This is a genomic window from Paenibacillus sp. B46(2026) (assembly GCF_056786355.1).
This window is the reverse complement of the sequence record NZ_CM165907.1, coordinates 5,234,619-5,259,079: the sequence shown is the minus strand read 5'-3', so window position 1 is coordinate 5,259,079 and position 24,461 is coordinate 5,234,619. Positions and strand designations below refer to the sequence as shown.

Annotated in this window: 17 protein-coding genes, 9 tRNA genes and 3 rRNA genes; 27 read left to right on the top strand and 2 right to left on the bottom strand. The window is 47.5% G+C overall.

What is annotated here, in order from left to right; translation table 11 throughout:
• The first annotated feature begins 22 nt into the window (after positions 1-22).
• From ilvE to yajC, 22 genes are all read left to right on the top strand, one after another.
• On the top strand, positions 23-907 hold the full coding sequence (ilvE, locus tag AC1S8V_RS23350) for a branched-chain-amino-acid transaminase (RefSeq protein ID WP_105410728.1): 885 nt from the start codon (positions 23-25) through the stop codon (positions 905-907).
• A gap of 195 nt (positions 908-1,102) precedes the next feature.
• Entirely contained in the window at positions 1,103-2,722 is a 1,620-nt protein-coding gene (locus tag AC1S8V_RS23345) for a LysM peptidoglycan-binding domain-containing protein (protein WP_482070967.1), read from the top strand.
• A 545-nt stretch (positions 2,723-3,267) separates the two neighbouring features.
• A 16S ribosomal RNA gene (locus AC1S8V_RS23340) occupies positions 3,268-4,820 on the top strand.
• A 364-nt stretch (positions 4,821-5,184) separates the two neighbouring features.
• Positions 5,185-8,234, top strand: a 23S ribosomal RNA gene (locus AC1S8V_RS23335).
• A 139-nt stretch (positions 8,235-8,373) separates the two neighbouring features.
• Positions 8,374-8,490: ribosomal RNA gene (gene rrf, locus AC1S8V_RS23330) — 5S ribosomal RNA — on the top strand.
• Together the 16S, 23S and 5S rRNA genes with 9 tRNA genes alongside form the textbook arrangement of a ribosomal RNA operon.
• Before the next feature lie 84 nt (positions 8,491-8,574).
• Positions 8,575-8,650: transfer RNA gene (locus tag AC1S8V_RS23325), tRNA-Asn, on the top strand.
• 4 nt (positions 8,651-8,654) lie between these two features.
• Positions 8,655-8,726: transfer RNA gene (locus AC1S8V_RS23320), tRNA-Glu, on the top strand.
• Between the two features lie 123 nt (positions 8,727-8,849).
• Positions 8,850-8,925: transfer RNA gene (locus AC1S8V_RS23315), tRNA-Val, on the top strand.
• 20 nt (positions 8,926-8,945) lie between these two features.
• Positions 8,946-9,019 (top strand) — tRNA-Met (locus AC1S8V_RS23310).
• A 27-nt stretch (positions 9,020-9,046) separates the two neighbouring features.
• A tRNA-Asp gene (locus AC1S8V_RS23305) sits at positions 9,047-9,124 on the top strand.
• Between the two features lie 24 nt (positions 9,125-9,148).
• A tRNA-Gly gene (locus AC1S8V_RS23300) sits at positions 9,149-9,223 on the top strand.
• A 6-nt stretch (positions 9,224-9,229) separates the two neighbouring features.
• Positions 9,230-9,306, top strand: a tRNA-Arg gene (locus tag AC1S8V_RS23295).
• A 16-nt stretch (positions 9,307-9,322) separates the two neighbouring features.
• Positions 9,323-9,401, top strand: a tRNA-Leu gene (locus AC1S8V_RS23290).
• A gap of 8 nt (positions 9,402-9,409) precedes the next feature.
• A tRNA-Pro gene (locus tag AC1S8V_RS23285) sits at positions 9,410-9,483 on the top strand.
• A 200-nt stretch (positions 9,484-9,683) separates the two neighbouring features.
• Positions 9,684-10,376 (top strand): BofC C-terminal domain-containing protein, encoded by a 693-nt coding sequence (locus AC1S8V_RS23280; RefSeq protein ID WP_482070966.1) that lies wholly within the window; start codon positions 9,684-9,686, stop codon positions 10,374-10,376.
• 303 nt (positions 10,377-10,679) lie between these two features.
• The gene (gene ruvC / locus AC1S8V_RS23275) at positions 10,680-11,183 is read left to right on the top strand and encodes a crossover junction endodeoxyribonuclease RuvC (protein WP_482070965.1); all 504 of its coding nucleotides are present in this window, start codon (positions 10,680-10,682) and stop codon (positions 11,181-11,183) included.
• Positions 11,180-11,794 carry a Holliday junction branch migration protein RuvA gene (gene ruvA, locus AC1S8V_RS23270; RefSeq protein WP_482070964.1) on the top strand — a complete coding sequence of 205 codons (615 nt, stop codon included), beginning with the start codon at positions 11,180-11,182 and terminating at the stop codon, positions 11,792-11,794. Before ruvC ends, ruvA begins: the two co-directional genes overlap by 4 nt.
• 55 nt (positions 11,795-11,849) lie before the next feature.
• Positions 11,850-12,860 carry a Holliday junction branch migration DNA helicase RuvB gene (gene ruvB / locus AC1S8V_RS23265; RefSeq protein WP_482070963.1) on the top strand — a complete coding sequence of 337 codons (1,011 nt, stop codon included), beginning with the start codon at positions 11,850-11,852 and terminating at the stop codon, positions 12,858-12,860.
• A 68-nt stretch (positions 12,861-12,928) separates the two neighbouring features.
• Positions 12,929-15,031: a SpoIID/LytB domain-containing protein gene (locus AC1S8V_RS23260; RefSeq protein WP_482070962.1), complete on the top strand. Its 2,103-nt coding sequence runs from the start codon at positions 12,929-12,931 to the stop codon at positions 15,029-15,031.
• A gap of 6 nt (positions 15,032-15,037) precedes the next feature.
• Positions 15,038-16,066, top strand: coding sequence for a tRNA preQ1(34) S-adenosylmethionine ribosyltransferase-isomerase QueA (gene queA / locus AC1S8V_RS23255; protein ID WP_482070961.1), 1,029 nt, complete (start codon positions 15,038-15,040; stop codon positions 16,064-16,066).
• Between the two features lie 43 nt (positions 16,067-16,109).
• Complete coding sequence (gene tgt / locus AC1S8V_RS23250; RefSeq protein ID WP_036616872.1) at positions 16,110-17,246, top strand: tRNA guanosine(34) transglycosylase Tgt; 1,137 nt, start codon at positions 16,110-16,112, stop codon at positions 17,244-17,246.
• 67 nt (positions 17,247-17,313) lie between these two features.
• Positions 17,314-17,625, top strand: coding sequence for a preprotein translocase subunit YajC (gene yajC, locus AC1S8V_RS23245; protein ID WP_074096232.1), 312 nt, complete (start codon positions 17,314-17,316; stop codon positions 17,623-17,625).
• A 124-nt stretch (positions 17,626-17,749) separates the two neighbouring features.
• Here yajC and AC1S8V_RS23240 read toward each other — a convergent pair whose 3' ends face one another.
• Positions 17,750-18,142, bottom strand: coding sequence for a TIGR04086 family membrane protein (locus AC1S8V_RS23240; protein ID WP_482070960.1), 393 nt, complete (start codon positions 18,140-18,142; stop codon positions 17,750-17,752).
• A gap of 226 nt (positions 18,143-18,368) precedes the next feature.
• Between AC1S8V_RS23240 and AC1S8V_RS23235 the strand changes: the two genes are divergently transcribed.
• Complete coding sequence (locus tag AC1S8V_RS23235; RefSeq protein ID WP_482074563.1) at positions 18,369-19,082, top strand: YetF domain-containing protein; 714 nt, start codon at positions 18,369-18,371, stop codon at positions 19,080-19,082.
• 3 nt (positions 19,083-19,085) lie between these two features.
• On the opposite strand, the gene spoVB is transcribed toward AC1S8V_RS23235, so the two are convergent.
• Entirely contained in the window at positions 19,086-20,708 is a 1,623-nt protein-coding gene (gene spoVB, locus AC1S8V_RS23230) for a stage V sporulation protein B (RefSeq protein ID WP_482070959.1), read from the bottom strand.
• A gap of 227 nt (positions 20,709-20,935) precedes the next feature.
• On the opposite strand from spoVB, the gene AC1S8V_RS23225 reads away from it, so the two are divergent.
• The 4 genes from AC1S8V_RS23225 to AC1S8V_RS23210 all read left to right on the top strand — a co-directional run bounded on the left by AC1S8V_RS23225 (position 20,936) and on the right by AC1S8V_RS23210 (position 24,448).
• Complete coding sequence (locus tag AC1S8V_RS23225) at positions 20,936-21,175, top strand: post-transcriptional regulator (RefSeq protein WP_482074562.1); 240 nt, start codon at positions 20,936-20,938, stop codon at positions 21,173-21,175.
• Positions 21,176-21,266: 91 nt separating this feature from the next.
• A complete protein-coding gene (gene secD, locus AC1S8V_RS23220; RefSeq protein ID WP_482070958.1) occupies positions 21,267-22,517 on the top strand; it encodes a protein translocase subunit SecD in 1,251 nt (416 codons plus the stop codon).
• The gene (secF, locus tag AC1S8V_RS23215; protein WP_482070957.1) at positions 22,507-23,415 is read left to right on the top strand and encodes a protein translocase subunit SecF; all 909 of its coding nucleotides are present in this window, start codon (positions 22,507-22,509) and stop codon (positions 23,413-23,415) included. Before secD ends, secF begins: the two co-directional genes overlap by 11 nt.
• 73 nt (positions 23,416-23,488) lie before the next feature.
• On the top strand, positions 23,489-24,448 hold the full coding sequence (locus AC1S8V_RS23210; protein WP_482070956.1) for a cation diffusion facilitator family transporter: 960 nt from the start codon (positions 23,489-23,491) through the stop codon (positions 24,446-24,448).
• The last annotated feature ends 13 nt before the right edge of the window (positions 24,449-24,461 follow it).

The following is a 24,461-nucleotide window of genomic DNA, read 5'->3' as shown; positions in this document are numbered from 1 at the left end:
TTTTATGGAGGTGCAGTCATCGGTGGCAGAACAATGGATCTATTTGGATGGTCAGTATGTGACCAAAGAGAACGCAACCGTTTCAGTATATGATCATGGATTTTTGTATGGAGACGGGATTTTCGAAGGTATTCGGATTTATAACGGAAATATTTTCAGATGTAAGGCCCACTTGGATCGTTTGTATGATTCGGCAAAATCCATCAGTTTGAACATCCCGCTGTCCATTGATGAGATGCTGGAAGTCATGGCTGAAACGGTACGGCGTAATGATATGCGTAACGGTTATATTCGTCTTATTGTATCGCGTGGCCCTGGTAATCTGGGGTTGGACCCATTACGTTGCCCGAAAGCGTCGGTAATCATCATCGTGGAGCAATTGGCAATCTATCCGGAGGAAGCGTATCTTACGGGGTTGAAAGCAGTGTCTGTATCCCAACGCCGGAACATTCCGGATGCATTAAATCCAAAAATTAAATCATTGAACTATTTGAATAACATCCTGGTTAAAATTCAATCCAACTATTCAGGTGCCGGTGAAGCGATTATGCTGAATTCCCAAGGGTACGTTACTGAGGGTTCAAGTGATAACATCTTCATTATCAAAAATGGTGTAGTATACACGCCTCCTTGTTATCTCGGAGCACTTGAAGGGATTACACGTCAAGCCATTATCGATCTATGTGGCGAACTTGAGCTTGAATTGAAAGAAATTCCATTCACTCTTCATGATGTGTATATTGCAGATGAAGTCTTTTTCACCGGGACGGCTGCAGAAGTTATCGCTGCATACGAAGTGGATGGAAGAACGATTGGTACGGGTGTAGCAGGTCCAGTAACGCTGAGACTGCTGGAAGCATTCCGTCAGATCGTTGACAAAGATGGCTACAAGGTGTGGGAATCTTAAGTTTGAATTGAATAACATAGGGAACAGGAATCCTCCTTGTCCGATAAAATTCAGCATGCCTGGCGTATGGGGATTTTAGAGACAGGAGGATTTTTTTTGTTTAGTTGATGTCATTAGCCCGGTTTCTGCATAGGATGTAGTAACGGTATGGGCGAATGTACTGCCCAAGTATGACGTCTAGGAGGTTAGTTCCCTGTGAAAATACACATGGTGAAAAAAGGCGACACATTATATCTGCTGTCCCAAAAATACAATGTAGCGCTGGACAAATTGATCGCGGCTAATCCGCAGATCACAAATCCCGACAAGCTGGACATTGGTATGAAGGTCAAAATCCCTGCAGAGCCAGTAACACCGAAGCCCGAGGGTGTGCTGCACAGTCACAAGGTTCAGCAAGGAGATTCGTTATGGAAGTTGGCACAAGCCTGGGGAGTTCCTTTGAAAGATATGATCAATGCCAATCCACAGTTGAAAAATCCGAACGCTCTGCTGGTGGGGGAGACAGTTTATATTCCATCTATGCACGCACAAGGAAACAGCACATCTAATTCGGGTGCCAGCAACATTGCTGCACATGAAAAGTTGTCGCCTGAAGGGAAGGAATATACGGGAGTAAAAGAAGAGCCTGCACCACCGGTACCTGTCACGCCAACTCCTCCTCCGGTATCAGAGGTTCCAGTACCCGTCCCACCGCCAGCTAATCCGGTAATGCCGAATGTAATGCCAGAACTGGAGGTGCTGCCGCAGTTGCCTGAGCTTCCTGAAGTAAAACCCGAAAAGAAAACGCACAAAAAGGAAGAGGCTAAACCCGAAGTTCATGTAAAACCGGTAACAGAGTCCAAGGAATACACAATGCCCAATCTTTCACCTGAAATTATGCCTTTGCCAGTAATGCCTAATACCAAGTCTCCGGTTGAGGTTGCACCAGCAACGAAAAAGCCTTGTGGGTGTGGTAATAAATTGCATCATGCGCCAGCGGAGTACCCTTATGTTCAAATCCCGGTACCTGCACAAGAGGTGTACGTTGTTCAGCAAGACATGTACACGGCAGGAGCGAGCAACAATGCGCCCTTTCCAGGGATTCCAGAAGTGAGTCCTTATAGTGGCAGTGATCTGCCGAACAGTCCGTGGACTGGTGCGGAGCAAAGTCATAACCACAACAACGTTATGCCAAATGTGTCTGCAGACATGCAAAACAATTCATTTCCAATTGCACCAGCTGGCCATGTGAATAGTCCATTCCCAACGTATACAGCACCTAGCCATATGAATCATCAGCCACCGTTCATATCTCCGTATTCGATGCTTCCGTACCCGCCATGCGGATGTGGTTCACATACACATATGCCTCAGTATACTTATCCTACTCATGGTTATCAGGATCCGGCTTGGAACATGTACGGTCCTTCGTATGGTATGCCACCTGAAATGTCCACATCAACGATGCCGAATCAGCCTATTGAGTATGTTTATCAGAATCCGTATCCTACACAGAACATGGTCCCGCCGTCCCCGCTTGGTGCTTTTGGTGATATGTACCCTCCACAGGGCCAAGGCAAGGGTGGTAAAAAAGGGGGACGTGACGACGCTAACTTAAGTCAGGTAGCAATTGATGAGCCTGGAGCGGATTCGGAGGCGAAGTCCAAGCAAGCCGGGAATAAGCCGGCAGCTGCGAAACGCAGAACAAACAGCAAAGCTCCTCTGAAGAACAAATCCAAGGTATCCGTGTCCGGGAAAACATCCAGAGAAGGTGCAACAACTTCCAACCAACGGAAATCCGATAAAAAGCGTCGTAATCCATGGATACAAAACTAACCTGAGGATTGCGATTGATGAATAAGTGAGGTACCTGTTATATCAGCGGGAAGCCAGCTCTGTAATAGAGAGCTGGCTTCCCGCTTACCTGAGTGAACATTGAGTTGCACATAACGGAGAGATATAGTTGCTCAGGACTGATGGAGAGCATTTTGTTGTGAAAGTATTGTAAACCCTTTCAGAAGTGTGTTAAAATATTTGTACCCTATGAACGCACCATTATGATAGGACAAGATAGGGGATATTAGTGACGGTTTTAGATGATGCAAAACTATTAAAGAAAAGAAATGAAAAATAACTATTGCATTAGATTCAGCCGTATGATATATTATTTAAGTCGCCGCTGAAACACACGGCTGACACGGAAGCGCAATGAATGACGAAATAAGTTTGATCTTTGAAAACTGAACAACGAGTGAGTAAACATTCTGCTTGCAGAATGAACGCGAAAGTTTGAGACGAGCCTTGGCTTGAATCGACTGGAGCACAAATGAGATTTTTAATCTCGTCAGATTCAAAATGAGCTTATCGCTCTTTTCAATACTTTATTGGAGAGTTTGATCCTGGCTCAGGACGAACGCTGGCGGCATGCCTAATACATGCAAGTCGAGCGGAGTTGATAGGAAGCTTGCTTCCTGGATACTTAGCGGCGGACGGGTGAGTAACACGTAGGCAACCTGCCCTCAAGTTTGGGACAACTACCGGAAACGGTAGCTAATACCGAATAGTTGTTTTCTTCGCCTGAAGAGAACTGGAAAGACGGAGCAATCTGTCACTTGGGGATGGGCCTGCGGCGCATTAGCTAGTTGGTGGGGTAACGGCTCACCAAGGCGACGATGCGTAGCCGACCTGAGAGGGTGATCGGCCACACTGGGACTGAGACACGGCCCAGACTCCTACGGGAGGCAGCAGTAGGGAATCTTCCGCAATGGGCGAAAGCCTGACGGAGCAATGCCGCGTGAGTGATGAAGGTTTTCGGATCGTAAAGCTCTGTTGCCAGGGAAGAACGCTTGGGAGAGTAACTGCTCTCAAGGTGACGGTACCTGAGAAGAAAGCCCCGGCTAACTACGTGCCAGCAGCCGCGGTAATACGTAGGGGGCAAGCGTTGTCCGGAATTATTGGGCGTAAAGCGCGCGCAGGCGGTCATTTAAGTCTGGTGTTTAATCCCGGGGCTCAACCCCGGATCGCACTGGAAACTGGGTGACTTGAGTGCAGAAGAGGAGAGTGGAATTCCACGTGTAGCGGTGAAATGCGTAGATATGTGGAGGAACACCAGTGGCGAAGGCGACTCTCTGGGCTGTAACTGACGCTGAGGCGCGAAAGCGTGGGGAGCAAACAGGATTAGATACCCTGGTAGTCCACGCCGTAAACGATGAGTGCTAGGTGTTAGGGGTTTCGATACCCTTGGTGCCGAAGTTAACACATTAAGCACTCCGCCTGGGGAGTACGGTCGCAAGACTGAAACTCAAAGGAATTGACGGGGACCCGCACAAGCAGTGGAGTATGTGGTTTAATTCGAAGCAACGCGAAGAACCTTACCAGGTCTTGACATCCCTCTGACCGGTACAGAGATGTACCTTTCCTTCGGGACAGAGGAGACAGGTGGTGCATGGTTGTCGTCAGCTCGTGTCGTGAGATGTTGGGTTAAGTCCCGCAACGAGCGCAACCCTTATATTTAGTTGCCAGCACTTCGGGTGGGCACTCTAGATAGACTGCCGGTGACAAACCGGAGGAAGGTGGGGATGACGTCAAATCATCATGCCCCTTATGACCTGGGCTACACACGTACTACAATGGCCGGTACAACGGGCTGCGAAATCGCGAGATGGAGCCAATCCCAACAAAGCCGGTCTCAGTTCGGATTGCAGGCTGCAACTCGCCTGCATGAAGTCGGAATTGCTAGTAATCGCGGATCAGCATGCCGCGGTGAATACGTTCCCGGGTCTTGTACACACCGCCCGTCACACCACGAGAGTTTATAACACCCGAAGTCGGTGGGGTAACCGCAAGGAGCCAGCCGCCGAAGGTGGGATAGATGATTGGGGTGAAGTCGTAACAAGGTAGCCGTATCGGAAGGTGCGGCTGGATCACCTCCTTTCTATGGAGAATCGTTTCCCGCGTGGAAACATTCAAATAAGCAGGTTCTTAGAACCTGCGACAGCAATTCATTTCGGTCCGTCACTTCGGTGTGGATGAAATGAAGAGCACAACACTCACTCGTTGCTCAGTTTTGAGAGCTCAAACTCTCAAACAGCTTGCTTTTGCATGGAGCTTGTTCTTTGAAAACTAGATATCGAAACGAAACAAACGCGAATTAGAACATTCCTTTTTAGCTGAACTTGTGTTAAAACAAGTTTCAATAAAAACGGTAGATTGCTGGAGCGAGTGATCGAAATGGAGCGACTTTTGGATTTGGACACAGTCCAAACCAAGCGGAGCGACAGCTCGAACACGAGCGCAATGGTTAAGCTACTAAGAGCACACGGAGGATGCCTAGGCGCTAGGAGCCGATGAAGGACGTGGCGAACAACGAAACTGCCTCGGGGAGCTGTAAGCAAGCTTTGATCCGGGGGTGTCCGAATGGGGAAACCCAGCTGGGGTAATTTCCAGTTACTCACAACTGAATACATAGGTTGTGCAGAGGCATACCAGGGGAACTGAAACATCTAAGTACCCTGAGGAAGAGAAAACAATAGTGATTCCGTCAGTAGCGGCGAGCGAACGCGGAGAAGCCCAAACCAGAGAGCTTGCTCTCTGGGGTTGTGGGACGTCTCACATGGAGTTACAAAGGAACCGGTTAAGCGAAGAGGTCTGGAAAGGCCCGCCAAAGAAGGTAAAAGCCCTGTAATTGAAAGTTGGTTCCCTCCGAGACGGATCCCGAGTAGTGCGGGGCACGTGAAACCCCGTATGAATCCGGCAGGACCATCTGCCAAGGCTAAATACTTCCTAGCGACCGATAGTGAAGCAGTACCGTGAGGGAAAGGTGAAAAGCACCCCGGAAGGGGAGTGAAATAGAACCTGAAACCGTGTGCTTACAAAAAGTCAGAGCCCGTTTTAGGGGTGATGGCGTGCCTTTTGTAGAATGAACCGGCGAGTTACGTTCCCGTGCAAGGTTAAGGTGAAGAGCCGGAGCCGCAGCGAAAGCGAGTCTGAATAGGGCGAGTGAGTACGTGGACGTAGACCCGAAACCGGGTGATCTACCCCTGTCCAGGGTGAAGGTGCGGTAACACGCACTGGAGGCCCGAACCCACGCATGTTGAAAAATGCGGGGATGAGGTGGGGGTAGCGGAGAAATTCCAATCGAACTCGGAGATAGCTGGTTCTCCCCGAAATAGCTTTAGGGCTAGCCTCGGAAAACAGAGTCGTGGAGGTAGAGCACTGATTGGGTGCGGGGCCCGCAAGGGTTACCAAGCTCAGTCAAACTCCGAATGCCATAGACTTACTTCCGGGAGTCAGACAGTGAGTGCTAAGATCCATTGTCAAAAGGGAAACAGCCCAGACCATCAGCTAAGGTCCCCAAGTGTGTGTTAAGTGGGAAAGGATGTGGAGTTGCACAGACAACCAGGATGTTGGCTTAGAAGCAGCCACCATTGAAAGAGTGCGTAATAGCTCACTGGTCGAGTGACTCTGCGCCGAAAATGTAACGGGGCTAAACACACCACCGAAGCTATGGCTTGGATCGACTTCACTGCTTCTTTGAGGCGGTGTTTACCACAAGGACATTTTTGTCTGACAAGAGACTCTATCTTGGATGACCAAATGCTTCCCAGGGGATAAACACAGGACTTCGAAGCTGGAGTGAAGTCGATCCAGGGGTAGGGGAGCGTTGTATAAGGGTTGAAGGTGTACCGTAAGGAGCGCTGGACATTATACAAGTGAGAATGCCGGTATGAGTAACGAAAAGATCAGTGAGAATCTGATCCGCCGAAAGCCTAAGGGTTCCTGAGGAAGGCTCGTCCGCTCAGGGTAAGTCGGGACCTAAGGCGAGGCCGAAAGGCGTAGTCGAAGGACAACAGGTCGAAATTCCTGTACCACCGTAAGCCGTTATGAGCAATGGGGGGACGCAGTAGGGTAGTGACGCGGACTGATGGATGTCCGTCTAAGCAGTAAGGCTGATGTGTAGGCAAATCCGCACATCGTAAGGCTGAGCTGTGATGGGGAGTGAAAATTACAGTAGCGAAGGTCATGATCTCACACTGCCAAGAAAAGCCTCTAGCCAGGTGATGGTGCCCGTACCGCAAACCGACACAGGTAGGCGAGAAGAGTATTCTAAGGCGCGCGGAAGAACTCTCGTTAAGGAACTCGGCAAAATGACCCCGTAACTTCGGGAGAAGGGGTGCCCCGGTAGTGTGAATAGCACGAGGGGGCCGCAGTGAAAAGGCCCAAGCGACTGTTTAGCAAAAACACAGGTCTGTGCGAAGCCGTAAGGCGAAGTATACGGGCTGACGCCTGCCCGGTGCTGGAAGGTTAAGGGGAGTGGTTAGGGAGCAATCCCGAAGCTGTGAACCGAAGCCCCAGTAAACGGCGGCCGTAACTATAACGGTCCTAAGGTAGCGAAATTCCTTGTCAGGTAAATTCTGACCCGCACGAATGGCGTAACGACTTGGGCGCTGTCTCAACGAGAGATCCGGTGAAATTTTAATACCTGTGAAGATGCAGGTTACCCGCGACAAGACGGAAAGACCCCATGGAGCTTTACTGCAGCTTGATATTGAATTTGGGTACGATCTGTACAGGATAGGTGGGAGCCTTTGAAACGTGAGCGCCAGCTTGCGTGGAGGCAACGTTGGGATACCACCCTGATCGTATCTAGGTTCTAACCTGGTACCGTAAACCGGTGCGGGGACAGTGTCAGGTGGGCAGTTTGACTGGGGCGGTCGCCTCCTAAAGAGTAACGGAGGCGCCCAAAGGTTCCCTCAGAATGGTTGGAAATCATTCGAAGAGTGCAAAGGCATAAGGGAGCTTGACTGCGAGACCTACAAGTCGAGCAGGGACGAAAGTCGGGCTTAGTGATCCGGTGGTACCGCATGGAAGGGCCATCGCTCAACGGATAAAAGCTACCCTGGGGATAACAGGCTTATCTCCCCCAAGAGTCCACATCGACGGGGAGGTTTGGCACCTCGATGTCGGCTCATCGCATCCTGGGGCTGAAGTAGGTCCCAAGGGTTGGGCTGTTCGCCCATTAAAGCGGTACGCGAGCTGGGTTCAGAACGTCGTGAGACAGTTCGGTCCCTATCTGTCGTGGGCGTAGGAAATTTGAGAGGAGCTGTCCTTAGTACGAGAGGACCGGGATGGACGTACCGCTGGTGTACCAGTTGTTCCGCCAGGAGCACCGCTGGGTAGCTATGTACGGAAGGGATAAACGCTGAAAGCATCTAAGCGTGAAGCCCCCCTCAAGATGAGATTTCCCAGTATGTAAGACCCCTTGAAGACGACGAGGTAGATAGGCTGGGGGTGGAAGTGCAGCAATGCATGGAGCTGACCAGTACTAATCGGTCGAGGGCTTATCCAATATGCAAGTTGTAATTCGTAGGTTTCGTTTCGAATCTAGTTTTCAGAGAACAACACTCTGAAGATGCGCTGAACCATTCATCCACACAGCCGTGCCCGGACCGAATGGAACGCGAACGCATTTGTTATACAAATGCCCGTTTGGTGGCGATGGCGGAGGGGTTCCACACGTACCCATCCCGAACACGACCGTTAAGCCCTCTAGCGCCGATGGTACTTGGACCGCAGGGTCCTGGGAGAGTAGGACGCCGCCAAGCGAACTCTTTCATCATACATAGAAAACAGGCTCTGCATGTGGACGTTGTACGATGAGTTGCATTTGCACCGCAAATGCATATTATTCCCTGATAGCTCAGTTGGTAGAGCACTCGACTGTTAATCGAGTTGTCACAGGTTCGAGCCCTGTTCGGGGAGCCATTAAGGCCCGTTGGTCAAGGGGTTAAGACACCTCCCTTTCACGGAGGTAACAGGGGTTCGAATCCCCTACGGGTCATAGCTATATTTATTAGCTTCAAATAGGGATGAGAATCTCAAAGGTTCGTCGGAGGATGTACTTCGTTAGCAACTGCTTCGCAGTCTCGAACGAAGTGAGAGTATCCCCTACGGGTCATAATATGGAGGCTTAGCTCAGCTGGGAGAGCATCTGCCTTACAAGCAGAGGGTCGGGGGTTCGATCCCCTCAGCCTCCACCATATAACTTATTTTATAACGACGCGGGGTGGAGCAGCCCGGTAGCTCGTCGGGCTCATAACCCGAAGGCCGCAGGTTCAAATCCTGCCCCCGCAATTATACTTTCCTTTGAGAAAGTGATCTGGAACCGTGGTGTAGTTGGCCTAACATGCCTGCCTGTCACGCAGGAGATCGCGGGTTCGAATCCCGTCGGTTCCGCCATTTTTATATTTATTAATACCGTATGCGGAAGTGGCTCAGCGGTAGAGCATCGCCTTGCCAAGGCGAGGGTCGCGGGTTCGATTCCCGTCTTCCGCTCCAATATTTGCGCCCTTAGCTCAGCTGGATAGAGCGTTTGACTACGAATCAAAAGGCCGGGAGTTCGAATCTCTCAGGGCGCGCCATTATAACTTCAAATTTGCCGGCGTGGCGGAATGGCAGACGCGCTCGACTCAAAATCGAGTGGGAAACCGTGGAGGTTCGAGTCCTCTCGCCGGTATATTATAACGGGATGTAGCTCAGCTTGGTAGAGCACCTGGTTTGGGACCAGGGGGTCGCATGTTCAAATCGTGTCATCCCGATCTCGAAAAGTACTATCTAACAATAGATAGTACTTTTTTTATATTCACTTGTATAAATCGCGATATTGCAAGTTATTTACTATCATGACAAGCCTTTAACATAAGACATGCAGGGTTCCCCTTCAGACGACAGGTTAGTTTTGCATAAAGCCTCATTCTTTAGGTCACAATAGGTTTAAAAAGTGATAGAAGGGGTTCATGTGAACACGTTTAACTTCAGAAAACAATTCAAGAGACGCTGGCGCCGATGGAAACGAACCCTATGGATGACGGCGGCTTTACTTGCAGTTACCATATTGGCTTACAGCGGGTTGTCTATCTCATCTGCGATTGAGCGTTTGCTAACGACTAATTTTAGTGAAGCAACCAGTGTGATGGGACCTGTTACGCTAGAAACAAGATCTGAACAGGAAATCCAAGTACTCATGGAGCAACTTGATTCTGATCCGAATCATTTAACGAGTGTGGTTTTGGAAACGCAGTACATCTGTGGAGTGGAAACAGAGCAGTTAGGCAAGATGGCTAGACCACAGTTGAAGATGTTGCTGGCTCAGCATCCGGAATGGGCTGCTACCGTTGGAACATCAGATGAGTTGCATCTGAAGCAACGTGTAGATGACCTTTCACCGCTCTGTAAACAGCAGGCGTATATCAGCATAGATGCTGTTGGGAATCTTAATTTGTACGAGGGTAAGCCTGCAGAAGAGAAGGTCATTCGTACGTTTTTTCAGTTGGATGTTGGGACGTTGGAGAGTTCTTTGCCTGAAGGAGTGCTGAAGCAATTGCAGCAGGGCATTCGGATTCAGGATAAAGATGAATATGACAGCGTGATCTCTACGTTCAGTGACTATGCAGTGGATGAAGATCATCATTTAATCCGCAATGGCGGGTAATCCAGTCGTCCTCACCTACAGTGTTAAGATGTTGAGTCACTGAAAAAACGGTGGGCAATAGCACTCATGGTTTGCGAAACTAAGCGATAGACTCCAAAATACGTGAAATATGATGAAGGACATCGAAGAGATGTCCTTTTTGTCGTTTGAACTAAAATACATGAAAATTCGAAATAACATGTAAAAAATTCACGAATAAAGGCGAGTAATCAGTTAGACAAAGTTTTTCCTGCCGCAGGGTCTATCTTTTGTTATAATGAAATGAACGATACATATGTTCGCTTTTGTGAGGGAGAGATGGTTTTGCGTTTTTTGGGAATTGACCCGGGGATTGCGATTGTTGGTTTTGGTTTTGTGGATAAAATCGGCAGTAAGGTGGTACCCGTACAATATGGATGTATTCAGACGGAAGCTCATACCCCTGAAGAGGAGCGGTTGCTTCACGTATATGAAGGTATGGTGCAATTGATTGATAAATACAAACCGGACGCAGTAGCGCTGGAGAAACTTTTTTTCAACCGGAACGTTACAACAGCGATGTCTGTCAGTCAGGCTAGAGGAGTCATGGTGCTTGCTGCCGCGCAGAAGGGTTTGCCTATTGCAGAGTATACTCCAATGCAGATCAAGCAGGCCGTTGTTGGGTACGGTAAAGCGGAGAAGAAGCAAGTACAGGAGATGGTCAAAATGTTCTTGCGTCTTCAAGTCGTTCCTAAGCCGGATGACGTAGCGGATGCACTGGCTGTAGCCGTGTGCCACGCGCACTCTTTTACATTAAATTCCAAGTTGAATGAGGTATTGCGAAAATGATTGATTTTTTAAGAGGACAGTTCATTCATGTAGAGAATGATTATATTGTGCTGGATGTTCAGGGTGTGGGGTATCGCGTATTCTGTCCAAATCCATTTGCGTTTGCGAAGCAAGAGGGCGAAATTACGGTGTACACTCACCATCATGTGCGTGAGGATGCGATGTTGCTGTTTGGATTTGTTACGCGGGATGAACAGCGTTTGTTCCGTAAATTGATTGAAGTCTCTGGTATTGGTCCAAAAGTGGCACTGGGCATACTCGCTGGAGGTACACCAGAGCATGTGGTTACAGCGATTTACCAGGAGAACCTTACATTCTTGACCAAATTGCCAGGCATCGGCAAGAAGACTGCACAACGCATGATTCTGGATCTCAAGGATAAATTGGATAATTTTGGCGCGGCAGCGTATGCAACAGGTTTGTTTGCTCCTCCATCGGAAGAGTCGGGAAGTGGTTCAGCCTGGGATGAGGCCCGCGAAGGTCTCAAGGCACTTGGGTATACTGACAGTGAACTTGATAAAGTATGGCTCAAATTGAAAAAGGATGTTACTACAGCGGATTCCGTTGATGTGTTGATGAAAAAGGCGCTGCAATTGCTATTTACGGGATAATACAATTTGCATATTATAATATAGCTGCAGCCTGCAAAAAAAGGTAGGGATGAACATGGATGATCGGATTATTTCCGCGAACCTGATGATGGAGGACCAAAATGTTGAGTTGAGTCTTCGTCCCCGGTATTTGAATGAGTATATCGGGCAGAATCAGGTGAAGGAAAATTTAAAGATATATATTGAAGCTGCTAAATTTCGTAATGAGGCATTGGATCACGTTTTGTTATATGGACCACCTGGACTTGGTAAAACAACACTTGCCAATATTATTGCCAACGAATTGGGTGTTAATTTACGAACTACGTCGGGTCCGGCCATTGAACGCCCCGGTGATCTTGCAGCATTGTTAACTAATCTGCAGGAAGGCGATGTCCTGTTTATTGATGAGATTCATCGTTTGCATCGTACGGTTGAAGAAGTCATGTACCCTGCTATGGAAGATTCCGCATTGGATATTATGATTGGTAAAGGTCCAAGTGCACGTTCCGTTCGGCTGGATCTGCCACCATTCACTCTGATTGGGGCTACAACGCGCGCTGGCTTGCTGTCTGCTCCACTTCGAGACCGATTTGGTGTTATCAGTCGATTGGAATTCTATACGGTCCATGAGCTGGCTTATATCGTCTCACGCTCTACCGAAATTTTGGGTGTGGAGATTGTTGGAGATGCTGCGGAAGAGATTGCATTGCGCTCACGTGGGACACCGAGAATCGCGAACCGTTTGCTAAAACGAGTACGCGACTTTGCACAGGTGCGTGGTGATGGGATTATAACGCAGACACTGGCGGAAGAAGCGCTGCAACGTCTCCAGATTGATCCGCGTGGCCTGGATGAGATTGATCATAAGATGCTCAAATCGATGATTAACAGCTTTCGGGGAGGCCCCGTAGGACTGGATACAATTGCTGCTACGATCGGTGAAGAAAGTCAGACGATTGAGGATGTCTATGAACCGTATCTGCTTCAGATTGGTATGATTCAGCGTACACCCAGGGGCAGGATTGTAACAGATCTCGCCTATCATCACTTGGGTCTGCCTGTTCCACCAAGAGACGGGAAATAATCGAGCCTGTGAACACCATAAACATTGAAATAATCACGTGTTAACCCGATATAAAGTGAAGGAAATGCATGGAGAGGAGCCTGATTGTGGGAAAAGCAATACGAACGAAGAAGTGGAGTCGTCGATTGAAGGTACTGGCGGCGGCTCTTTTGACAGTGGGGTGTCTGCAAGTGCCTGCGTATGCAGCAGGAAATGATGGACAGACGATCCGGGTAGCCATGTTTGCGAATCTGGGCAGTACGTATAAATCAACTACACCACTCATTACACTTGAATCGACGGGACAATGGAGCATCCAATCGGAGAGTGGGGCTAATGTAAGCCTTCCGGCAGGGCAAGTCCGTTTCAGTGCAGATGGATTCCGAGTGAAGGTGTTGGAAACAGCGGACTTTAAGACAGCGTCTGCAGCAGCAAAATTGTTGCAGGCAACCGCGGATAAGCCGTTGCTGTTCACAACCTCTGTGAATGGAAATGCCATCTACCAGCTCTATACGGGCAACTATGCAACAGAGGCATTGGCTGGACAAGCTGTTACACGGGTACAAAAGGTAGCAGCAGCTCAATTGGCTGGTCAGAAGCCAGCTGTAACAGGAAGTAAACGTCTGTCTGCTGGAACCTATGGTTCGATTCAGGAAGCTGAGGCAGCACAAGCCAACCTTTTATCAACAGGAGTTAGTGCTTATCCAGTCCTTCAATTGAATGGGGGAAGTCAAGCATATGCGGTATGGGTTGGTGAAGCTTCAACGGATGCGGAATTATCCACATTGAAGAACAGTGTGGAAGCCAAAGCTCCGGGGGTAAACCTTACACCTGTCAACAGTAGTGCAGGGCTAATCATCCGTCAGGATGCAGGATTAAGTACGGATGCACTTAAAACAGCTCCGCATTACACGATTGCAGGTAGTGAGTCCAAAGCATTGGTACAAGGAAACGGCAATGGTATCAAAGTAGTGGAACGTTCCCAACGAACGTATCGTGGAGATATGGAAATCAGCATCGTGAGCGGTGACCTGGCGTTGGTCAATGTTGTTCCGCTAGAGCAATACCTTTACTCGGTCGTAGGGGCAGAGGTGTATTCCTCTTGGCCTGCTGAGGCTCTGAAAGTTCAAGCCGTAGCTGCTCGATCTTACGCCCTTCAACAGGGTGATCGCTTTAAAATAGCCAATGTGGTGGATACAACGCTTAGCCAGGCCTATAACGGGATTGGTTCGGAGAATGATAAAGTATCCAGCGCAGTGGATGCAACGGCTGGAGAAGTGGTCAAGAGCGGTGGTAAAATCGTCGAAGCGGTGTTCTCCTCCAATGCGGGCGGCCAGACAGCTCACCCTTCTGAGGTATGGAACGGCGGAGCAGGTGTGTTCACCAATGTGGTTAGCTCGGGGGATACATCAGCCCAGGCAGGATTACATACGTGGTACCATGTGCTGCTGAGTTCTGGCGTTAGCGGGTACATTCGTGAGGATAACATCAAAGAATTAACGACCAAGACCGATGCGGGACTGGCAAAAGTGACGGTAACGGCTCAGAATACCAATGTGCGTCCCATTCCGTTAATTCAATCCACTGTTGAACCAGTAGCCAAAATGAATCCAGGCAACGAAGCTGTTGTACTGGCAAAAGTGGCTCAATCCAATGACTATGCCTGGGTGAGAGGACCTTTCACGTCAGCCCAGTTGGTTAAATCCCTTCAGGGTAAAACGACAGCATCTGTTCCTGCTTCAATCTCAACCTTGGAAGTAACCAAGCGTGGACCTTCCGGAAGAGCACTTGAAGTCACTGCCAACGGACAGGCTATGACGGTGAAATATGCCGATACATACCGCTCTGCGCTCGGTGGATTACCAAGCACTTTATTTGATATTGCAGGGACCGGAAGTTATACTGTATTAGGCGCTGACGGCAAAACAGCCAGTAAAACCGGCTCAAATGGTGCCTCTGTATTGTCTTCTTCTGGCACAGGAACGTCATCCGGTAATGCACTTGTGGTTATGAGTGGTGATGGTCAAGCGAGAGCGGTAACGCAGGGCCAGACCTTCATGTTCATCGGTCAGGGCAATGGCCACGGATTGGGCTTGTCCCAATGGGGAGCCAAAGGCATGGCAGATGAAGGGTATGATTACCAGGCAATATTGAAACACTATTATCAAAATGCGACTATTGTTAAGGAATGAAACTAAATGAATGTGAACTTATATAATTTTGAATTACCAGAGCAATTGATAGCACAGACGCCGTTGCTTGATCGCACGGCATCCCGTTTGCTCACCTTGAACAAAGATAGTGGTGAGATTAATCATCAAACGTTTCCTGATATTATCGATTTTCTGAATCCCGGTGATACATTGATTCTGAATGATACACGTGTTCTACCAGCCCGTCTGTTCGGTACAAAAGAAGATACCGGAGCAAAAGCGGAAGTGTTATTGCTCAAAAATGTGGAAGGCGACAAGTGGGAAGCACTGGTTAAGCCGGGTAAAAAACTGAAAGCCGGTTCGGTCATCGTATTTGGTGATGAATTGAAGGCAATCATTGAAGAAGAGGGCGAGATGGGGGCACGTACACTTACGTTTACGTATGATGGAATCTTCCAAGAGATTCTGGATCGTCTTGGTGAGATGCCGTTGCCACCTTATATCAAGGAGACATTGGATGATCGTGAACGGTACCAGACCGTGTATGCCAAGCATGAAGGATCGGCGGCTGCACCTACAGCAGGATTACATTTTACGGATGAGTTGCTGGACCAGATTCGTGCCAAAGGCGTTAATGTCGCCTTCATCACCCTTCACGTAGGACTGGGAACGTTCAGACCAATGTCGGTTGACGTTGTTGAAGATCATGTTATGCATGAGGAGTATTACTCCTTGTCACAAGAAACGGCAGATCTGATTAACCAGACCAAAGCGAATGGACACCGTGTTTTTGCGGTTGGGACAACGAGCTGTCGGACTTTGGAAACGGTAGGCAGCAAATTTGAAAATGGAATACTGCAAGCCAGCAGCGGATGGACCAGCATTTTCATCTACCCAGGCTATCCCTTCAAAGTGATCGATGGGATGCTTACGAATTTTCATCTCCCGAAATCCACGTTGGTTATGTTGGTTAGTGCACTAGCAGGCAGGGAACATATTATGCAGGCATATGAGGAAGCCATCCAAGAGAAATACCGGTTCTTCAGCTTCGGCGATGCCATGTTGATATATTAGTATAACGGTATAACGATTAACTTTTAGAGGATGATTAAAACCAATGGCAGCAATTACGTATGAACATATCAAAACTTGCAAACAATCCGGTGCACGTCTGGGACGTGTACATACACCTCACGGTATTATTGAGACACCAACCTTTATGCCTGTAGGTACACAGGCGACTGTCAAAACAATGAGCCCTGAAGAGTTGAAAGAAATGGATGCTCAGATTATTTTGAGTAATACCTATCACCTGTTTCTGAGACCAGGACATGAAATCATCCGTGAAGCTGGCGGATTGCACAAATTCATGAACTGGGATCGTCCAATCCTGACGGACAGCGGCGGATTCCAAGTGTTTTCTCTTAGCGAGATGCGCAAAATTACTGAGGAAGGCGTTAACTTCCGGTCGCATCTGAATGGAGACAAGAAGTTTCTTTCTCCTGAAGTGGCGATGGAAATCCAGAATGCACTTGGCTCCGATATTATGATGGCGTTTGACGAATGCCCACCTTATCCGGCTGAATATGAATATGTAAAAAAATCACTCGAAAGAACGAGCCGCTGGGCAGAACGTTGTCTTGAAAGTCACGCTCGTCCGCATGACCAAGGTCTGTTTGCCATCGTACAGGGAGGCATGCATGAAGATCTTCGTCGTCAGAGCGCCGCAGATTTGACTTCCATGGATTTCCCGGGGTATGCTATTGGTGGACTGAGTGTTGGAGAACCGAAACATTTGATGTATGGTGTACTGGATTATACGTTACCTTTGTTGCCGTCCAATAAACCACGTTATTTGATGGGGGTAGGTTCGCCCGATGCGTTGATTGAGGGATCTATTCGTGGAGTGGACATGTTCGATTGTGTTCTGCCTACTCGGATTGCCCGTAACGGAACAACGATGACCAGTCAAGGACGTCTGGTAGTTCGTAATGCCAAGTTTGCAACCGATTTTGGACCATTAGATCCTGAATGTGATTGCTACACTTGTCGCAACTATTCCAGAGCTTATCTGCGTCATTTGATCAAAGCAGATGAAACATTTGGCCTGCGTTTGACAACGATCCATAATCTTCATTTCTTGCAGAATTTGATGCGTAATGTACGTAAAGCCATTATGGAAGATCGTTTGCTTGATTTCCGGGATGAATTTTTCGATCAATATGGTCTTCATGACAATGACAAAGGTTTCTGATTGAGGTTCTAAGGAAACCGGCGTAACAAGCAATATCTGTATGTATAGTCGATAAGGGGGAGTTTGAATGTTTCAGGGAATGACTCTAGCAGGAGCGCAAGGCGGTGGAATCGTATCTTTGATTGTACCTTTGGTACTCATGGTTGCGATTTTCTACTTCTTGATGATTCGTCCACAGAACAAAAAGCAAAAGCAACGGAATTCCATGCTGAGCCAATTGAAAAAGGGCGATAAAATTGTAACGATTGGTGGCCTTCACGGTACGATCGCTGAGATTACGGATGATGTAGTTGTACTGCGTGTAAACGATGTAACTAAGCTTACGTTTGATCGTAATGCAATCAGCACCGCTGTAGCTCGTGATACGGCTGTTGAATAGTTACTGTAACATAGAATAACGAGGGTACGTTTGTGGCGTATTCCCTAGCAGAGAACCGAATCTCCCTGGAGACCCGGTTCTCTTTTTGTTTTATGAGGGAAGGTCGATGTTCTTTACCAGTCAGCTAGGAGCGATGCGTATTAACACCAAATATGCCACCGAGAGCAGAAATGAAGAAGGCACTGAGCAGTTGTAAACTATCTTTCCAAGTAAACGAAGCGTCCAGCGCGAGAAATCCGATCAACAGTACGAGGAGTCCATATACGATTCCGGTAATCCCTCCATAATACCATCCTTTTTCACCAGAACGTTTGCCTGCCACAAAACCACCAACCAATAACGACAAGCCATGAACAACATAGGTATACAACGAGAGGTCCTGTTCCCGCATTCCACTCATCCAGAGAAAGAAGGAGAGAATTAATGCTCCGATAAACATCCATACAAAAGCCTGACAGAGGCCTGACAGAATCGGATTGGACACTCGAAACGAAACCAAGCGGCGGATCAATTGCATGAAGCAACCCCCTTGTACAAGTTTGAAGTTAATACAGTGTATGGTCAAGCCTTCGGACTTATGAACTGATTTCCATTAAATGAACGGATTATTTCTGCATGAGCATGTAAGGTTCAGGTCAAAATAGGGATTGCACTACAACTAACTGTTACAAACTCAGTTTCGAAGGAGGACCCCTGTTGTGAACTTCCCAGATGTCGGATCACATATCTTTCGAACCATTCTCATGTACTTTCTGGTGTACTGTGCAATGAGGGTTATGGGTAAACGTGAGATTGGTAAGCTATCCATGTTTGATCTGGTCGTGTCAATTATGCTCGCAGAGATGGCTGCCTTTGTCATTGCAGATATAGATAAACCCCTGTATCATGGCATTGTGCCCATGCTGACTCTCATCATAGTACAGATTGGGATGGCCTATGTGGGTCTTAAAAGTCGCAGACTTCGCTTAATGATTGATGGCAAACCTACCGTATTGATTTCCAAAGGCATTCTTCATCGGGATGAGATGCGCAAGCAACGATATAACCTGGATGATCTACTGCAACAACTCCGTGAACAGAATGTAGACAGTATCGGTGAGGTTGATTTTGCTATTTTGGAGACCACAGGTAAATTGACCGTTTTTCCTAAGGATGAGAATGCTTCTAACGACAGCAGTTCTTCCGGTTCTGACTCAGAAGAGTCTTCTTCCAGTAAATCCAAAACAGGAAAAAATCAAATTGACGGATTGCCAAATATCAAATATGAAGGTCTGCCACTACCCTTAATTATGGACGGCAAGGTCCAGGATCAGAATCTGGAGATCATCCAGAAAACGAGATTTTGGTTGAAAAATCAAATTCAGCATAATGGAATTATGGATTTCAAAGATGTATTTATATGCTCCATTGACCACAATGGGAAGATATATGTCAGTCCAAAAGATGATAAAAAATGAAAATCATTTGCCTGATCGGCGCTTGAACCATGAGCCTATCAAAGGAGCACGGGACAGATCATGAAAGTCAATCATTTTGGTCCAGCCCATGACGATGAAATACACGATAAGCCCGACTAAAGGAGCGAGAAGCATCCGGAACCAGAAGGGCAATATCATGGCCGTCTCTTCGTATACGAGTAGGGTCGCTGCTCCCATAATAAACATTCCGGCACCCGTTTTGACCCAATCCATGATCTTGAAGCGGAACTGTAGCAGTTTACGTACGCTTTGGGCATGTAATAGAGTAACCACAGTAGAATTCACACAGATAGCGATAACCGCACCGAAGATGCCATACTCGGGCCGGGAAGCGAGCGTTAATATCAACGTGATTTTGATAACAGCACCGATAAATGTATTCAGCAGTGCTTTACCTGGACGGTCAAGGGCTTGCAACGCAGCTTGAAGAGGAGCTTGAATATAAATGAACAAAGCAAAAGGAGCCATCAGCTTCAGCATGCTTCCGATCGATGCATCATTATACAGAACAAGGCACATCGGTTCGGCAAGCACATACATAAACACAGAAAACGGAGCACCTGTCACGAGTGCCAAGCGTAACGCCTGATGCATTCTTTTGTGAATCAGTGCGCGATCTCCCTGAGCAGAAGCTTCGGACAGTGAAGGCACAAGTGATGTCGCAAGGGATGAGGTTAGTGCGCCTGGCAGCAGTAGTAAAGGGATAATCATACCTTGTAGTGCACCATACTGTGCTGTGGCGAGTCCTTTGGATATGCCTGCCAGAGCCAGACTCTGGGCGGTAACAATAGTCTCAGCAAGATAGGATAAGGAGCCAACCAATCTCCCTGCTGTAACCGGAACAGAAATCGCAAGCAAACGCCGAATTAATCCGGGCTGCGGATTCCCTGTATCTTTCATATCTGGGGGTACTGAGGTTATAGGGTTGGCTGAGAGATTGGACATATTCTGATGCTTGGCTAGCGGTAACTCTATTTTCTGTCTGTTATACTTCCACAATAAAACAAGCATACCGCCGAATTCTCCAACGAGTGCGCCCAGCATGGCACCAGCAGCAGCCTGGGCAATACCGTGGGGGAGGAGAAGCCAGGCAAACCAAATGACACAGACGATACGAATGATGGTTTCGACAATGGATGAAATGGCAGTAGGCATCATGTTTTGCTTGCCTTGGAAGTAGCCTCTGTACACGGCAGATACGGCGATAATGGCAATCATGGGACTCATACTAACGAACGTATGGTACACCCGCTCATCAGTGAGCACGTACTTCGTAACCCATGGTGCAAATATAATGCACAAAAACATGAATACTACGCCAAGCGTCAGCGTGAAGCTTAAGCTAATTTGCAGGATGCGCTGGGGGGAATAACGATTGGCACCGGTGTCAGCTTCGGCCACGAGCTTGGCTACGGCGAGCGGAATACCGCCCGTAATTAATGTCACCAGTACGATAAAAAAGGGATAGCTCAATTGGTAGATGCCAACACCTTCTGCACCGATGACTCGTGGCAGCGCTATGCGCGGGATGAAACCAAGTATTCGATTAATTATGCCTGCCGCGAGCAGGATCATGGCCCCTTGGATAAATGTCTGTTTCTTCAAGACTACCCCTCTTTCCCGGTTGAAAGTACAGGTTATCATCATAAACGGGACAAAGCCGTTGTTCTTCATCCTATGCCAGTCCTTCATCTTCTCATGACAACTTGGACACGATTAACAAAAAGAACCATAACCTGCAAGAAGGAATATGATCGGGCAAAGTCGAATGATGTAATATTGATGCCGCATTAAGGCTTGGATGTACGAAGGGAGGCTCCCCGTTGGAGGAAATGAATGATGTGGAGTTGGAACAGTCAATAGAGATGCTCTGCCGAAGCAAGGCGGAGGAATTAAGGCTTGTCGGTTACGAATATGTCACCAGCAAAGATGTCTGGACTTGCGTCAGTCATAAATATGAAAAACAGGGCATTCCACCGCTTCACCAGCTGGTGAACGACATTTTGTCACTGAAAGCAACAAGCTTTATGAACTTTATGACCGTGTCTGCATACCGGGGGTCCTCTTTCTAGACGAAAGGGATCTTTTTTGTTGAAAATTGACTGCTTTTTACGGCATCGCTATAATAGGAATATTGAGAACGAAAGGGGATCTAGGAACGGCATGAAAAGAATTATCAGTTTCATTCTGGTCGTGCTTGTCACCACAGGGGTAATGGTGGGAACAAGCCCGGAGCTGCTCAAAAATATACGCTTGGGCCTTGATTTAAAGGGAGGCTACGAGATCTTATATGAAGCAGAGCCGCTCGAAGCAGGTCAACAAGTCACCAAAGCATCTTTGGTGCAAACGGCCAAAAGTCTTGAAAGCCGCGCCAATGCGCTCGGAACAAGCGAACCGGAGGTAACCACTGAAGGAAGCAACCGGATTCGATTGAAGTTGGCAGGGGTTACGGATGAGGCTGAAGTTAGAGCCAAAATGAAAGAACCGGCTGTTTTGACCTTCCGTAGTAAAGCTGATAATGACAAGGAAGGCGAGTACACCAAAATCGAACTTCGCGGAAATGAATTTGTTGAGAATGCAGCCAAAGTTGTGTTCACTCAATTGAATGAGCCGATGATTGACATTCAAGTGAAAGACAAAGCCAAATTTTCCGAGATTACCAAACGTTTGATCGGACAACCTCTCGCTATTTATTTGGACGATGAGTTACTCTCTGCTCCAACCGTTAGACAACAGTTGACAGATGGTTCCGCTCAGATTTCGGGTGCCTACACACGTGATGAAGCAAATCAGCTTCGTGACACCATTAATCTGGGTGCGTTGCCACTAAAACTTACAGAGAAGTATTCACAAAGTGTTGGTGCAACACTCGGTAAGCTTTCTCTGGATCAGACCATTAAAGCGGGATTGATTGGTTCCGTTATTATTCTAGTGTTCATGATTGGACTTTATCGCATTCCTGGTATTATTGCGAGTTTTGCCTTGATCGCACATACATGGCTGGTACTGGCGATCTTCTACTTGGGAGAATTCGTACTTACCCTTCCAGGGATTGCAGCATTTATCCTAGGTATAGGGATGGCCGTAGATGCCAATATCATCACTTACGAACGGATTAAGGAAGAGATGCGTAGTGGCAAGTCGATCTTGTCTTCAGTTAAAGCGGGTGGTAAACATTCCTTCCGTACGATCATTGATTCTAACGTAACTACGATTATTGCTGCTTCGGTTATGTTCTTCTTGGGAACAGGTGCGGTTAAAGGGTTTGCACTTGTGCTGATCTTTGACATTGTCACCAGTATTATCACGAATATTTTCTTCTCCCGCTTCCTGTTGACCCTGCTCGTACGGGGTAACGTGTTGAAGAAGCCTAAGTACTTCGGAGTGAAGGAGAGTGAAATTCGTGCGCTTTAATTGGGATTTTGATTATATTAAAGGCAGTAAAATAGCCTATACGTTTTCCATCATCTTGACAATTGCCGGTATTATTAGTCTCTTGTCTCTGGGTTTGAATTATGCCGTTGATTTCCGTTCAGGGTCTAATGTAGATATTACTGTATCCAAGGCAATTACAGTAGAGCAGATCAACCCCATCATCAGTGATATTGGTGTTGATAAGGGCACAGCGAACATTACGACCGGTTCAGATCGGGTAAATGTACGTTTTTCTGATGTTTTGGACGAGACACAGGAGAGTAAGTTCAAGCAGGAGTTTACCAAAATAGATCCGGCTGCGTCTTACGAAGTAAATACGGTTGATCCAGAGATGGCTAAAGAACTTGAGCGTAATGCCATCTATGCCGTTCTTATTGCGAGTATCGGGATCATGATCTATGTAGCGATTCGATTTGAATGGCGCTTCGCTTTAGCCGCGGTCGTTTCCATATTCCATGATGCTTTTGTCGTGATAAGTGTGTTTTCTCTCTTCCGTCTCGAAGTGAATCTGACCTTTATTACTGCTGTACTTACTATTGTCGGATTCTCCATCAACGACACGATTGTTATTTTTGACCGAATTCGGGAGAATCTGCGTTTTGCCAAAAAGTCTTCTAAGGCAGACTTGCGTGCAGTAGTTAATCACAGCTTGTCTCAGACGATGACCCGTTCACTGAATACAACGTTTACGGTGTTTGCTGCATCACTTTGTTTGTTTATTTTTGGTGGAGAATCCATTCGCATGTTCTCGCTTGCGATGGTCATCGGGACATTTTTTGGCGCATATTCTTCAATTTTTATTGCAGCTCCATTATGGTTTACGCTCAAAGGTAAACAAGTTAACAAGCCAAAAACAGTAGCTAAAGAATCCAACTAAACATCTTATTGTGAAGCCGCGTCTGCCAGGCGCGGTTTTGCAACTTTATGTACAGAATTAAGGGGGAATATTCATGACCAGAGAACTTATCCCATCTGCTCAGGCTGCCACATGGAGCGGTATTGCTGGTAATATGGGACTTGCGGTGATCAAAGCGGGAGTCGGTTATATGGCAAACAGCAAATCATTGCTCGCTGACGGCTTGTATTCTGCTTCTGAAGCTGGTTCTGCCCTGGCTGGTCTCTTTCCCTCCAAGTCTGTACGCGATAAGAGCAAGGCTCGTAGGGAACGGTTTAAAGAACGTTCACGTGTTGCCAGACCGGGAATTTCAGTATTGTTATCTGTCCTGATTCTCATGGGAGGATTGCAGCTTGCCATCTCTGCATTGGGGAGTCTCTCCGGAAGTGAACCGGAAGCACCCGGCAAGTCGGTGCTTTTGGTGGCAGTTGCGGCTCTGGCTGTGAAAGAAGCGATTTTTCAATTTCAGTACAGATATTTTCGTAAACGAAATCAGTCTCAGGCGCTGGCCTATGCACAGCAACATCGCCGTGCACTCTATTGCTCTCTCACGGTATTAATCGGTATTATCGGTTCGATGACGGGTGAAGAGACGGGTTTGAGCATGCTGCTCTACCTGGACCCTACGGCTGCGTTGATTGTTTCCTGTTTTGTGCTTCACAAAGGTTACCGAATGATCGTGGACACGGTATACGGTTCACTTGTTCAAGAACTGGAACAGGAAGAAGCGTCAGATTTCAAAGAGACTGTACAGCGGGTATATGGCATCATTACCATTGAGCATCTGGTTGCACGGGAACAGGAACATGACGTTACGATTGAGCTGGTCATTAGTGTGAATCCGAGAATCTCAATACTGGAAGCACAGGAGATTGCAAATCGGGCCAAGACGCTACTGTTAACCCGTTTCAGTCATGTGAAAGAAGTACAGATTCAAGCTATACCCTATGATCCAGGCTATCCCTATAAATCCAATCATGAACTGCCCGATCACGAAGCGACATTAATTCAGTAGTGAAGCCCGGGTC

Excerpts from the sequence above, each read along its gene's own strand:
- ruvA (WP_482070964.1), top strand. The coding sequence starts at position 11,180 with ATGATTGATTTTTTAAGAGGACAGTTCATTCATGTAGAGAATGATTAT.
- ruvB (WP_482070963.1), top strand. The coding sequence starts at position 11,850 with ATGGATGATCGGATTATTTCCGCGAACCTGATGATGGAGGACCAAAAT.
- AC1S8V_RS23260 (WP_482070962.1), top strand. The coding sequence starts at position 12,929 with ATGGAGAGGAGCCTGATTGTGGGAAAAGCAATACGAACGAAGAAGTGG.
- queA (WP_482070961.1), top strand. The coding sequence starts at position 15,038 with ATGAATGTGAACTTATATAATTTTGAATTACCAGAGCAATTGATAGCA.
- tgt (WP_036616872.1), top strand. The coding sequence starts at position 16,110 with ATGGCAGCAATTACGTATGAACATATCAAAACTTGCAAACAATCCGGT.
- yajC (WP_074096232.1), top strand. The coding sequence starts at position 17,314 with ATGTTTCAGGGAATGACTCTAGCAGGAGCGCAAGGCGGTGGAATCGTA.
- AC1S8V_RS23240 (WP_482070960.1), bottom strand. The coding sequence starts at position 18,142 with ATGCAATTGATCCGCCGCTTGGTTTCGTTTCGAGTGTCCAATCCGATT.
- AC1S8V_RS23235 (WP_482074563.1), top strand. The coding sequence starts at position 18,369 with ATGTACTTTCTGGTGTACTGTGCAATGAGGGTTATGGGTAAACGTGAG.
- AC1S8V_RS23225 (WP_482074562.1), top strand. The coding sequence starts at position 20,936 with ATGAATGATGTGGAGTTGGAACAGTCAATAGAGATGCTCTGCCGAAGC.
- secD (WP_482070958.1), top strand. The coding sequence starts at position 21,267 with ATGAAAAGAATTATCAGTTTCATTCTGGTCGTGCTTGTCACCACAGGG.
- AC1S8V_RS23210 (WP_482070956.1), top strand. The coding sequence starts at position 23,489 with ATGACCAGAGAACTTATCCCATCTGCTCAGGCTGCCACATGGAGCGGT.